We start from the raw sequence: 12,912 nt of genomic DNA on the forward strand, positions 1-12,912 counted from the left end.
TCCCCGGATTCATATTGCCCCGTAGCGGAGCGCATACGTTCCGCTACATGACCTCGACGCGTCGCACTGACCATGACCGCGTACGACAGCAGGCGGACGACCCTGATCCCCGCTGGCCGCTGCGCGGCGACCTTGCGCACGACACCGCAACCTCCCGCACGGGTGTGGTCATAGACGTCCCCGGGGACACCGGCACCACGGTCTACCGCCTGTGTCCCGAGGGCGGCGGCGAGGACGGCTGGAACGCCTCGCTCAACACCCTCGTGCCCGCGGAGGACGCCCCCGTTCCGCTCCCCCGCAGGGCCCCCGGCGGCAGGATGCAGCACGAGCCCGAATACGCCCCGTGGGACGACCCGTTCGGCAGTCCGGACCCCAGTCCCTCCCTGAGGGTCCGCGCCGAGCGCGGCATGGAGCGATTCAGGAAGTCGGCGGGCACGGACGGTGCGGCATGAGCGGGCGGCCCTCCTGGCTCTACGAGGGCGCCCGCGTACTGGACCCCGCCGAAGACCGCGAGGGGATCGTCCAGTTCATCGGCGACTGGGAAGACCCCAAGACCCGCCGCTTCATCCCCGAAGCCGTCTTCCTGCGCCCCGAGGGCGGCGGCGTCGAATGGGTCGTCGCCGACCACCAGGCCCTGCGCCAGGCCGACCCCCGCTGACCCCACCCACGCTCCGCCCGGTGCCTCCAACAGCACCACTAGCCGAGGCGGGACACCCCGCCCGGACCCAATCGAGAGGAGCACGATGCAGAGTGCATTACGGCTCGCGGCCAGGCCTCGGTCTGTGATCATGCAGCCCACCACGAAGTGCCTGCCCATGGACTGCACCTACTGCTACTTGCCGTTCCGCAAGATGAACCACTTGATGCCGGTGACGGTTGCCGAGGCTGTGGCCGCGTCCGTCAACCCGTGGGCAGCTCACGATCCGGCGTTCGAAGTCGTGTGGCACGGTGGAGAGCCGCTGGCCACGGGCCGTGAGCACTTGGCCGCGCTCATGTCCCCTTTCGAGGGCGTGAAGCACAGCATCCAGACGAACGCGGCTCTGGTGGATGACGCCTGGTGCGAGTTCCTGCTGGAGCACGAGGTCCACGTCGGCGTCAGCATCGACGGCCCCGAGGACATGAACACCCACCGCGTCACCCTCGCCGGCCACCCCGGATTCCGCGTCACCATGCGAGGCATCGAGCGCCTGCGCCGCCACGGCATCCCGTTCTCCGCCATCGCGGTCGTCTCCGACCCGGCCCCCGAGAACGCGGCCCGCTTCTACGACTTCTTCGCCGAGCTGGGCGTCACCACCCTCGGCGTCAACGTCGAAGAGGAAGAAGGGGTCAACCGCGGAGCCAAGGAGTCCGACCCCGTGCGCACGACCGAGTTCTGGGCCGCCCTCGCGGACGCCTGGCGGGCCAATCCGGTGATCCGGCTGAGGGAGATCCAGCGGGTGCTCAACTTCGCCGGTGCCGTTCTCGGCAGCCACGACACCGCCCCCACGCCCACCTCTGCACCTTGGGATCCGATGCCCACCGTCGCCTACGACGGCGGGGTGATCATGCTCTCCCCAGAGCTGGCGGGGTTCACCGACGCCCGGTTCGGCGACTTCACCACCGGCAACGTACTCAAGGACGGCCTGGACGTCCTCGTGGCCGAGGCCGAGGAACGCACCCCCTGGATCACCGAGTTCTGGCAGGGCGTCGACGCGTGCCGCGACACCTGCCCCGCCTTCGCCTTCTGCGGGGGTGCCCACGCCGCGAACCGGTACTTCGAGCACGCCGGCCGGTTCGACGGGACCAGGACCCGGTACTGCACCACCGCCAAAATCGCCCTACTCGAAGGAGTCACGCGACATGTCCATTCACACGCCCACTGACGCCGCCACCCTCGTGATGGACTCGGCGGAGGGATTCGAGTCCCTCCTGGAGGCCGCTGGCACCGGCGCCGTCGCCCGCTGGGAGAACTCCTGGACCAACGCCACCTGGAGCAACCAGCCCACCTCCGAAGCCGCGCACGCCAAGCCCCTCGCCGCGTTCGACAACCGCCCGACCTGGGACAACCCCACGGCCACCTTCGACAACCGGCCCACCTGGGACAACTGGAAGAACAAGTAGCAGCCGCCGACATCGGGACGGTCCCGCCGCGCGGGGCCGCCCCGCCCCAACGACAAGGAGCACCATGGCCATCCGAACCTTCGGCCACGCCACGATCACCCTGCCTGAGCTGGACGAGCCCGGCCTCTACCTGAGCAACGTCGACAGCCTCGACAGCTCCCGTGGCACAGTCCAGGACTTCGTGTACGGGGATGCCGATCTCCGATCGCTCGACCTCACGGACACCCAACTCGTCACCGGCCGGCTCTCGGGCATCCGCGCGAAGCGTCTCGAGTTCGAGGCGGTCAACCTCCACGGCGTCGAGATCAGCGACAGCGACCTCGGCACCGCGCGCTGGACCGAGAGCAAGCTGACCCGAGTCCACTTCCGAGACTGCAAGCTGATGGGCGCCGCTCTGGACGGCCTGGTGCTCGACGACGTGCTGTTCGAAAGCTGCAAGCTCGACTTCGCCACGTTCGAGAAGGTCCGCGCCACCGGCCCCGTGGCCTTCATCGGCTGCGTCCTCACAGAGGCCACATTCGCGGACTGCGACCTGTCCGACACCGTGTTCACCGACTGCACGCTCCGGCGCGCCGAATTCGGCACGGGCCGCTATCGCAACACCGACCTGCGCGAGAACGATCTGTCGGCCATCCGAGGGGTCGCGAACCTCGCCAAGGTCCGCATCGACCCCGGCCAGCAGTCCGACCTCGCCGAAGCCCTCGTGAACGAACTCAACATCACCATCGGGGACGACTGACCCTGAAGGGAGGCCCCGTGCCCCTGCACATCGCCTACGGCGACCCATCCGCCCTCCGCGCCCGCTGCGAAATCGCCACCGTCCGGACCACTCGCCCCGAGGAGACCGCCTACGAGCCCGGCGCGATCATCCCCGCCGGGCAGTGGCGCCCCATGACCAAGGTGGACGTCAAGGCCGTCTCAGCCCCTCGCCGGCCCCTGGACAGCACACTCGTGGAGATCGTCCGACCCACGTATCAAGTAGGACTCCTCCTCGAAGACCTCACCGGCCCGCTGGGCGATCCGGACGCGGTGTACCTCGGTCAAGCCCTGGCCAAGCCCGGCATGACCACGACCACCGACAACTACGAGGACGGCCGGCTGATCGGGCTGCACCTCGACAACTGGGACAAGCTCCAGTACACCGACAAGCACACCGGACGCCGCAGACTCTGCCTCAACCTCGGCCCCGGAACCCGGTACATCATCTTCGGCACCATCGACGCCCAAGCGGTCTGCCGAGCCGTCCATCCCAACGACCACGCCCATCGCTTCCCGCACACCCAGGACTACCGCGACTACGTCGCCAGCGGCCGCCCCATCCGCATCATCCGCACACGCCTGGCCCCCGGCGAGGGCTACGTGGCTCCCACCGAATACTTGCTGCACGACGGCTCCACCGAGGCCCAAGACCGGCCCTCGGCAGCCGCGTTTTGGCTCGGGCAGTGGCCCCGCGGCATCCTGCCGTCCCTCACCTGACCCGTCGACGATGCCTCGTCTCCCCCGCCAGGAGTGGGGGCATCGCGGCCTGCACTCCCGCAGGTGTGGCCAACCGCTCGCCAGGGGTCAGCATCTCGCGCCCGGGTCAGAACAGCCCTTGCTCCTCGAACTCCGGCCTCAATATCTCGTCCGGGGGACCAGGCACCTCCAGCTGAAGCGGACCTGCCTGCGACACATCAACACGCTGCGCGGACCCAGGGCAAAGCACGAGGTCCCCGTGCGCCCTCTTGTGGTCGGCCACCCGGCCCCAACCCACCGCTCCCCCGATGGGTATCGCCGCCACCGTCCGGCCGCACGGCCCCGGCCTGTCCCCGGTGCCCAGCACGCTCGGGCACACTACCCGCGGATACGTCGCCATATTGATGATGATCGGCCAACATGGATAGAATCGCTACCTGTTATGAAGGTTTATACGCTCCTTCGCGTTCACTCGATCATTGAGAAATGGCACATACCTACAACTGGGCATGATCCAGGCCTCGCCGGGGGCATAGAGGGTTGACCCGTCTCCACCGAGGTCTACGACTACTCTGTCCGCGCGGCCCAGCAGGGGGCCAGAGGTACGGGGTGACGCCAGCATGCCCGCATGACGCGGCCACCTGCCAGCGGCTCTGACTCAATTCAAAGGGTCGCACTTGCATCGTGCACTGACCAACCTCGCGCCACCAGCGCCTCGGCATATGGCTCGGCGCGCTGCCGAGGGGTAGCGAAGGCCAGCAGATGCGTTGGACGTGTAGCTCCAACGAAGATCAGCTGAGCGGCTCTCTTAACGGTGCTTGTCGCTCGATCCAGGTCTCTTCCACTTGCAAGAAGATTCAGCACCTCGTTCACATCAAACTTCTTGCCCGTCTTGTCCAAGCAGTCAAGAAGCAGAGTGGCACTGTGCGTCTCACCCTTAGCGCTTTGAATCGTGCTCGCAATAGATGGCACCAGATCGGTCTCATCGGAGGTTGGCAGCAAAGTGCGGGGCGACTGACCTCTGGGCACGTACAGAAACACCTCTCCCATACGGTTGAGGTCTGCCTCGGTTACGCTCGTCAACTCGGACAAGACACGCATGAGCTGATCCGTCAGCGACTCCCACAGACCCTCATCGTCCAACTGCGCGGTGAGCATGCTCAGTAGTACGGCACGCGCCTTCCCGCCAGCGGTGACTGCCTCTCGCTCCAGCCGCCCGATTGCTGGGAGATAGCCCTCCGTCATAGGTCGAACCAACCCTCGAACGGCATTCCAGACGTGACTTACGGCACCGTGGCTGTCATCCGATTGCCACTGCGTCTGAGCCGAGCGGGTAGTTCGGATGAGACTGCCCCGAACAGCATCCGCTTGGGCAAGAAGTTCAGGTACGTAGCAAGCAAGGGACTGGGGAAAGTTCGGAGAACTTCCTCGGTGTCGACGCGCGCCAAGCACGCGCGGAGGGCTCTGTTGAAGGAGAGGTGGTGGGACGAGAGTCGCCGCCAGCCTTTCGAAGGCCGGCACGACTTGGGCAACCGTACTTTCGTCATAGGTGAGGAGCACGATGGCCCCCTCAGGCCCTGCCCCGTGGATGCGCTGCCGACGATGCACCGTCAACTCGCTCGCCAGACCTGCTATCCGACTGCCGAACCGTCGGCTGACCGGTAGTTCAGCGGCCATGGGCAGCGGGAACGTACCGGCTTCGGTGCGCCCGGGCTGCCCGTCGTTGAAGATGCGCTGATTCACGTCACCGACGCGCTGCACGACGGTTCCCGTCGACCCGAATACCTTGTCCAGTAGTCGCTCCTGCACCAGGCTGGTGTCCTGCATCTCGTCCAGGAGAACGAACGGAAAGCGCCGCGACGTGGCCTCCGCCAAGTCAGGGTTCCGCGCCAGGTGCTGCTCGGCGATCGCGAACATGTCCTCGTAGCGGAAGATTCCTCTGCGAGACAGGTCCCGTTTGAGGAGGATGAACTGCTTCCCGCTGGAGGTCTCCTTCGAGAACGGCAGACTACGCGTGGCTACCACGGCGAGGTCGCGGGCTTCACAGACGAAACGGGCGGTGGCTGCGAGCTGCCTGCCGTCCCTCTGGCGATCGAGGGTTCCGAGCAGAGTTCGGAAGCGGGGGTCCCGCTCAAGGAGACGGAGCGCGGCTGCTGCATACGCCTCGTCATCGACTGCCTGGATCTCAACACCCAGGGCCCGCACAGCGGGTAGAGCAAGGAAGGTGTTGGCGAACGATTGGATCGTCCCAATGAAGTGTGGATAAGCCAGAAGTCTTCGGCCGGCGGGGGTTGCGGCAAGTCGTGCAGTGATTTCAGTCTTGGCTGTGTTGGTGTGCGAGAGAACGCATATGCCTCTCGTCCGTGAGCTCCAACCTGCGGCAAGCAGTGCAAGCTTCAGGCCTATGAGGCTGGTTTTCCCCGACCCAGGTGCCGCTTGTAGATCAAGAGAGATCATGCTCTGCAGAAAGTCCCACTGTTCCTCGTGGGGAAGGGTGAGGCCCATCGCGGAAGCCAGCGCCTCAATCCTATCCTTGGCGAAGGCGGCCTGCTCGTAGGGGATCGTCATGGCTCACCGCAAAGGTGGGCAAAGGCGCGACGGAGGTACGCCGGGATGTGTGCCTCTGTGAGTGGCGTGGACTTGAGCAGCCTGGCCGCATGCTGGGCTGCGATGGCCTTGCTCGCATTGCCTTTCTTCAGTGGTCGGTAGATTCGCAGGGCCGCCTCAGGACGATTGACGCCCGCGGCCCGCCATTCTTCGACCTCCTGTGCCGCCTCACCATCGAGCTCTGCAAGCCTTTCAGCATCAGGCCACGACCGCTCCGAAGCTCGGGCAGCACGTACGGCCTGGTGCATCACCCTAGCCATGGCCCATGACGCAGCTGCCAGATCGTACTCGAGGGTCCAGTGGTCGGAAACGAATGTCTTCACATTCCCGTCGTCTCCACGCGTAAGGGCATCAACGTGTGCGGCAATCTGCTCCGCAGTCATGTCTGATACACACGGCAGCTCGCCTCTCATGTCCGTGGGAGTACCATCCGGCAGCAGATCTCTGTCGCGGATGCAGGCCACAGTGACGGGGATCTGCCGACCCTCCCGCTGGAAGATCCGGCTATACCGGAACAGGCCCGTGTGACCGACATTGACGACGCTGACCCCACTCTCGTTGAAGGAGCGGCCGACAGCCTGCGCGAGGGCAGGAAGCAGCAAAGCCTCCGCATCGCCTTCCACCACAGCGACGGAGCGGGCAAAGAACAGATTGGCCTTGGTCACGTCAAGGAAGCGAGAAAGGAAAGCATAGTCGCCCGCATCGAGCCGGGTGTGTCCCGGAGCCAGGCTGAACGTGCTGCCACGCGCTACGAGGGTGAGCCATTCGACAGGGACCGCGGAGGCCAGGTTGGGGCTGTGGGTAGTGAGAATGACTTGGACGCCTGCGGCCGCTCCGGCCGTCCCGGCCGCCCGCTCGTACAGAAGGTCCATCACACGAGTCTGCAACTGAGGATGCAGGTGGGCCTCGGGTTCCTCGATGAGCAGCAAAGGCGCGGTCTCGCTGTTCCCCAGCAGTAGCAGCTCGGCAGCCATGAACAGAGCGTTGTTGTAGCCCAGCCCCCGACGGGTCCATTCGCCAGTACCAGCGAAGAGCGTGAGCTCCAGCCGTTCCAACGCCCGAGCGAGCGTGGCATCGCCGGCCACCCCGATCTCGCCCCGGAGGACATCTGAGCCAATCGAGAACTTTTCGAGGTAGTTGGTGTTGATGTCGTCGCGAGCCGCAGCAACGGCAGCATTGCTTGTGATGTGGTGTTCAGCTCGCCGCAGGATGCCCACAAGGGTGTCGGCTGTGTCGGTCTCAGCGTTGAAGTCGTCCTGCTCTTCCTTGAGGATCGCCGGATAGCTGGCCAGGATCTGGGAAAGCCTGGATCCACGTCCCGAGCGAAGCTCTGCCTCCGCATCCCGTAGCGGCCTCAGGTAGGTCGCTTTCAGGAGCTCACGGGCGGCACCGTCCAAAGCGGGTCCCTTGCCGTCCGGTCCGGTCCGCGTGGTGACAGAGACACGATTCGAGCGCTGCGGATCCATGAGTTGCGCTCTGAATGTGACATACAAGGCGCTGCCACTCGCGTCTGTAGTGAGCAGCTCGAGGAAGGTACCCTTCTCCTCCGCGGAAAGCCCTCTGAACCCACAGGTAATCGTGAAGGTGTCCGAGCGGCCCCCGGCCCCGACATGGAAGTCGTCCTTGGTGACGCGGTAGTAGTCCGCTGCAGTTGTGAGGAGGCAGACCCGGATGGCATCCACGATGGCCGTCTTACCGCTGTCGTTCTCTCCCACTAGTACGGTGGTGCCCGGAGCGAAGTCAACGCGAAGCGAGCGGTCCGCGTCGCCGCCCTCCTGCCCAGCCGGGCCGAAGGTGCGAAAGTTCTCGGCGCGCAGATGAGCCAGATACACACGTTCCCCCGGGCGGCAAGAGTGCACCCCTGAGGATGCAGGCGTCGGCTACCGCCCCAAGTTCCCCACCCGTACGCGGCTTGAAGCAGATAATACGGCCGCCAACGTCGTCTTTTCGGTGAATTCCAGAGATTCACCCAGGCCCACTGATGCAGTCCCCATCACCGGACCCCCTCAGCGCGGTCGGCGCTTCGGAGGGACCGGACCCGGGATGACATCGAGGTCGAGATGTTCCTTGAACAAGTGAACCAGGTTGGCGCCGTCCAGGAGTTCAAGGCGTCCGTGGTCGTTCGCGAACGCCTCGCTCGCCCGGCCGAACCACGAGGTCGTCACCAGGATGCCCTTGGCTGCCCGCTTGTGCTCCACGACGCCGGCGAGGGCGGAGACCGATTCGAAGGGCACCACCTTGGCAGTGCGTTTGGCCTGAATGATGCACAGGCCTCGCATGACCGGGTCGGTGTTCATCGCCACAGCGTCCACACCCTCGTCCTGCGACGGTCGCGTGTTGACACTGTCGAGGCCGATGGCTTCGAACAACTGCCGGACCAAATGCTCGAATTCCGTGGGCGAGAGGTCCATCAGCACGGGACGGCTGTCCAGGCCCGCCACGACGTCCATGCTGTCCATCAGCCGGTACTTGCTCAAGTCGAAGGTGACCAGCGGGCGCACCGGCTCCAGCTGGTACGGATTCGGTGAGATCAGCGATCGCAGCCGCTTCAGGCAGGCCTGCGGATCGACTTGGGTCAGCACCAGTTCGCTGAACTCCTGCCTCCCCGCCTGGAGAGTGATCAGACAGGGGTGCACCTCGCGGCCCGTGGCACGGTCGATGGTCGCCACGTGCCCGTTCAGCGCCACGGACCTCACCACCCCGTCGGTGTCCGCCGCGAACAACTCGTGGACGGTCCTCAGCGCCGTCTGCGCCAGTACGGACGCGTACAGCTCGTGGCGCTCCTTCTCGGGCCTCGAGACAAGCGTGATCTCGTCGCGCGTCTTCACGTACCGGTAGGCGCGGGCCGCCGGGACCACATCTTCCAGCGGCAGGTCGATCTCGACCAGCAGGTCTCCCGTATCTGCCTGGTAGGAGACCTGGTGCGCCTTCGGGAAGCCGTGGGGGTACGTGGAGGCGGCCAGGACCTGGTCGATGAACCACTCGACCGCTTCGACGTCGCGCTCCTGGTAGGCGACGCGGCGTGCCTCGATCCCGGCATTCCACTCCTCGATGCGGGCGGCCTCCTGCTGGTTGCGCTCGTCATGGCGGGCCTGCGCCGCATCCAGCTTCCCGACCCGCTTGTGCTCCTCGCGAGCATGGTCACGCAGCGCCTCGTCGAACCGCTTGCGTGCAGCCTCCACCTCCGCGTCGTACGAACGGCGCCCGAAGCCGAGCGCGCCCAACCATCCACGCGGCGGCTCGGGCTCGTACTCTCCCCACCGCGGGAGGGGAACGGGCTTCGTGCGGCTCTTGGACGGCGCGAAGACCGCAGGGACGAAGTGCTGCCTGAGACTGTCGAAGCTCAGGGGCCGGCCCTCCAGCACCGCCGCACGTAACAGTCCCGCCAGCTGCTCGACGTCGTGCTCGGTCACGCTCGTCTTGTCGACGGCCTCCTGGGCACGTGCGGCCTCGTAGGCAACCTTCTCGTCGCGCGCCTTGCGCTTGGCCTCCGTCTCAGCAGCCTTCTGGCGCCGCTCACGTTCCTTGGCCTGCCGCGCCCGCTCGCGCGCGTACTCGTCGCCCCCACCCGCCACCGCCACCCCCAGGTCCCTGCACGCCGGTCCGCTCAGGACTTCCCCCACCCAGGGTCGTGCAATCCGCTTGCCTACCCACTCGATCACTGGAACGCCCGCAAGCGCCCTCTGCGTCCAGGCCGGGCGAGAAGAGCTTTGACGGCTACGCTCTGTAGAACCTGCGGCGCCGTGCCCGAGGAGCCCGTCCACGGTTCATTCGGGACCATCGGAAGACATCCCTCGACCTGACGAACCGTCATCAAAGTCAGCATTGGGTCAGCATTGGGTCAGCATTGGTCCTGGCAAAGCTGACCCCAGCTGGTCACACCTGGGAAACGTCGAGAGCCCGGAGAGGGCCTCTCGCAGCCCGCGTCGCCCACCCCGGCGGAACGATCTCCGCGCGGGATACGGCCCCTCTCAGGCTGATCTCGACTTGTCGGGCTACTTTGAAAAACCGCAGGTCAACGTACCCGTCCGCGTGCCTTAAGCGGCCCCGGCGGGAGCTGCGGCGCCGGGATCGGAGGGCCGTCGTAACCCTTCACTTCGCCGTACCGGGAGCCTTCCATCCAGTCCTTGCGGGCTTGTACGATCTCCTCGTTGCTCCGGCCGATCCAGTTCCAGAACATCACGATCTCCTCCTCGAACGGTTCGCCGCCCAGGAGCATCAGGCTCGCGTCCGAGGTTGCCCTCAGGGGGAGTTCCGTGCGGCCGCAGCCGAGGTAGAGCATCGAGCCCGGGAGGACCGGGACGTCGTCCACGTGGGCCTCGCCCGACATCGACAGGACCGCGTACTCGAAGTCCGGGTCGAGCGGGAGCGCGGTCTCGGTGCCGGATGCCAGGGTCAGGTCCGCGCCCACGATCGGGGTGTACGCCGTGCCGGGCGAGGTCGCCGTGTCCAGGGTGCCCAGGATGACGGTGGCGGTCAGGCCGGGGGCCGTGACCTGCGGGAGTTCGGCGTGGTGCTGGAAGTGGGGGGCCACGTCCCGGTGCGCGTCCGGCAGGGCCACCCACAGCTGTGCGCCGTGCAGGAAGCGGGCGTGCGGGCGCGGGCTCTCCTCCGAGTGGCTGATGCCGCGGCCGGAGGTCATCAGGCCCAGCTCGCGCGGGCGGATCGTGGCGAGGCTGCCCTCGCTGTCGCGGTGCAGGACCTCGCCCTCGTGGAGCCAGCTCACGGTCTGCAGGCCCGAGTGGGGGTGCGGGGCGACCTGCATGCCGGGCTCGTCGGCGATGTCGTCCGGGCCGTAGTGGTCCACGAAGCACCAGGCGCCCACCATGCGGCGGCCCAGGTTCGGCAGGAGGCGGCGTACCTCCGTGGATTCCCCGAGCTTGACCGTGCGCGGGCTGAGGAGCTCGCGTACCGGTTCGGCCACGACGAAGCCGCGGCCGCCGCATGCGGAGAGAGCGGGCTGGCGATCGAGATTGCTCATGCTGACAACCTAGCCTCGCGGCGGTGGCTCCGGAGGGCGGAATGTTCCACTGCCACGGCGTGTTGGACGCTCCGGACGGACCACCTGAACGGCGGAAGGGACCCGATGAACGCGCCGACGACGTACTTCGAGCACGGGACGGCAGCCGAGCGCTGGGCGCGCGCCCTGCTCTTCTTCGACGCGAAGGAGTACGCGACGGCCGCCCGCATCCTGGACACGCTGACGGGCGAGGCGCCGAAGCAGCTCGCGCCGCGGCTGCTGCTGGCCCGTGCCTACTACCACTCCGCCCAGCTCTCCCGCGCCGAGCACGAGCTCCGCGCCATCCTGGAGCGCTGGCCGGTGGAGGACTACGCGCAGCTGATGCTCGGTCGCACCCTGGAGCGGCTGGGCCGGGCCACCGAGGCCCGCCCGTACCTCCGGATGGCCGCCGCGATGGCGGGCGAGTTCCCCGAGTAGCGGGCCGCCCGGCCCCGTGCATGCGGGGTCGGGCCTCCGGCTCGGATAGCCTGGGTCCCATATGAACCGCCTCACCACACCCTTCGGCTCCTACGAGCTCACCCGCTTCCCCGAGGACCCGCGCGACCGGCTCCGTGCATGGGACGCCGCCGACGAGTACCTGCTGCGCCACCTGGACTCCGGTACCGGGGAGCGCGGACCGGTGGACCTGGCCGCCGCCGGGCAGATCACCGTGCTCGGGGACCGATGGGGGACGCTGACGACGGCGCTCGCCGCGTACCGTCCGACGCAGATCACCGACTCGGTCCTCACCCGCTCCGCCACCGCGGCCAATCTCGACCGCAACGGGATCGGGACGGCGAAGTCGACGCTGACGCTGCTGACCACGCAGGACCCGCCGCCCGGGAAGATCGACGTCCTTCTGGTGCGCGTGCCCAAGAGCCTGGCGCTGCTGGAGGACCAGCTTTACCGGCTGGCGCCGCACGTGCACGCGGGCACCGTCGTGGTCGGCGCCGGCATGGTCAAGGAGATCCACACCTCCACGCTGCGCCTCTTCGAGAAGATCCTCGGCCCGACGAAGACCTCGCTCGCGGAGAAAAAGGCCCGGCTGATCTTCTGCACCCCGGGCACCCCCGGGGCGACCCGCCCCGCGACCCCGGGGCCGTGGCCGCTGACGTACACGGTGGACGAGGACGCGGGGTCGGGCTCCGGCCTGACCGTCGTGAACCACGCCGGGATCTTCTGCGCCGACCGGCTGGACGTGGGCACCCGCTTCTTCCTGCAGAACCTGCCGACCAACACCGACGGCGCCCGGGTCGTGGACCTGGGCTGCGGGAACGGCGTCGTCGGCACGGCGGTGCAGGCCCACGACCCGGATGCCGAGGTCGTCTTCACCGACGAGTCCTACCAGGCGGTCGCCTCGGCGCAGGCCACGTACCGGGCGAACGTCCGCGAGGGCCGGCGGACCGCCGAGTTCCTCGTCGGCGACGGGGTCGCGATGCTGCCCCCCGCCTCCGTGGACCTGGTGCTGAGCAATCCGCCCTTCCACTCGCACCAGGCCACCACGGACGCGACGGCGCTGCGGATGTTCGCGCAGTCGCGCAAGGTGCTGCGGCCCGGGGGCGAGCTGTGGATCGTCGCCAACCGGCACATGGGCTACCACACCCATCTGCGCCGGCTGTTCGGCAACAGCGAAGTCGTCGCGAGCGAGCCGAAGTTCGTGGTCCTGCGGGCGGTCAAGCAGGATCGTCCGCGGCCTATGTGACCTGCGAGTACACCTCCCGGCGGCAGCCTGGGGCGTCCTACACTCTGGC

12 protein-coding genes are annotated in these 12,912 nt (G+C 67.2%); 8 read left to right on the plus strand and 4 right to left on the minus strand.

Annotated elements, in window-relative coordinates:
* Positions 1–47 precede the first annotated feature (47 nt).
* The 6 genes from OG534_RS03630 to OG534_RS03655 all read left to right on the plus strand — a co-directional run bounded on the left by OG534_RS03630 (position 48) and on the right by OG534_RS03655 (position 3,576).
* Positions 48–452: a hypothetical protein gene (locus tag OG534_RS03630; RefSeq protein ID WP_326586609.1), complete on the plus strand. Its 405-nt coding sequence runs from the start codon at positions 48–50 to the stop codon at positions 450–452.
* Positions 449–658: a hypothetical protein gene (locus tag OG534_RS03635; protein WP_053173540.1), complete on the plus strand. Its 210-nt coding sequence runs from the start codon at positions 449–451 to the stop codon at positions 656–658. The genes OG534_RS03630 and OG534_RS03635 overlap by 4 nt, the downstream gene beginning before the upstream one ends.
* A gap of 130 nt (positions 659–788) precedes the next feature.
* On the plus strand, positions 789–1,862 hold the full coding sequence (gene amcB, locus OG534_RS03640) for a cyclophane-forming radical SAM peptide maturase AmcB (protein WP_257553134.1): 1,074 nt from the start codon (positions 789–791) through the stop codon (positions 1,860–1,862).
* Positions 1,840–2,100: a multiple cyclophane-containing RiPP AmcA gene (gene amcA / locus OG534_RS03645; RefSeq protein ID WP_326586610.1), complete on the plus strand. Its 261-nt coding sequence runs from the start codon at positions 1,840–1,842 to the stop codon at positions 2,098–2,100. The genes amcB and amcA overlap by 23 nt, the downstream gene beginning before the upstream one ends.
* Positions 2,101–2,164: 64 nt before the next feature.
* Positions 2,165–2,839, plus strand: a complete 675-nt coding sequence (locus OG534_RS03650) for a pentapeptide repeat-containing protein (protein ID WP_257553136.1) — start codon at positions 2,165–2,167, stop codon at positions 2,837–2,839.
* Between the two features lie 17 nt (positions 2,840–2,856).
* On the plus strand, positions 2,857–3,576 hold the full coding sequence (locus tag OG534_RS03655) for a hypothetical protein (protein ID WP_326586612.1): 720 nt from the start codon (positions 2,857–2,859) through the stop codon (positions 3,574–3,576).
* A 642-nt stretch (positions 3,577–4,218) separates the two neighbouring features.
* On the opposite strand, the gene OG534_RS03660 is transcribed toward OG534_RS03655, so the two are convergent.
* The 4 genes from OG534_RS03660 to OG534_RS03675 all read right to left on the minus strand — a co-directional run bounded on the left by OG534_RS03660 (position 4,219) and on the right by OG534_RS03675 (position 11,143).
* The gene (locus OG534_RS03660) at positions 4,219–6,123 is read right to left on the minus strand and encodes a UvrD-helicase domain-containing protein (RefSeq protein WP_326586613.1); all 1,905 of its coding nucleotides are present in this window, start codon (positions 6,121–6,123) and stop codon (positions 4,219–4,221) included.
* Positions 6,120–7,994 (minus strand): ATP-dependent nuclease, encoded by a 1,875-nt coding sequence (locus OG534_RS03665; protein WP_326586614.1) that lies wholly within the window; start codon positions 7,992–7,994, stop codon positions 6,120–6,122. Before OG534_RS03665 ends, OG534_RS03660 begins: the two co-directional genes overlap by 4 nt.
* Before the next feature lie 174 nt (positions 7,995–8,168).
* Positions 8,169–9,926, minus strand: coding sequence for a restriction endonuclease (locus OG534_RS03670; protein ID WP_326586615.1), 1,758 nt, complete (start codon positions 9,924–9,926; stop codon positions 8,169–8,171).
* Between the two features lie 251 nt (positions 9,927–10,177).
* Positions 10,178–11,143, minus strand: a complete 966-nt coding sequence (locus tag OG534_RS03675; protein WP_326586616.1) for a pirin family protein — start codon at positions 11,141–11,143, stop codon at positions 10,178–10,180.
* Positions 11,144–11,248: 105 nt separating this feature from the next.
* Here OG534_RS03675 and OG534_RS03680 point away from each other — a divergent pair, with 105 nt between their 5' ends.
* Positions 11,249–11,599 (plus strand): tetratricopeptide repeat protein, encoded by a 351-nt coding sequence (locus OG534_RS03680; protein ID WP_326586617.1) that lies wholly within the window; start codon positions 11,249–11,251, stop codon positions 11,597–11,599.
* Positions 11,600–11,660: 61 nt separating this feature from the next.
* Positions 11,661–12,863 (plus strand): methyltransferase, encoded by a 1,203-nt coding sequence (locus tag OG534_RS03685; protein ID WP_326586618.1) that lies wholly within the window; start codon positions 11,661–11,663, stop codon positions 12,861–12,863.
* Positions 12,864–12,912: the final 49 nt, after the last annotated feature.

It is taken from the genome of Streptomyces sp. NBC_01294 (assembly GCF_035917235.1).
GTDB classification, from domain to species: domain Bacteria; phylum Actinomycetota; class Actinomycetes; order Streptomycetales; family Streptomycetaceae; genus Streptomyces; species Streptomyces caledonius.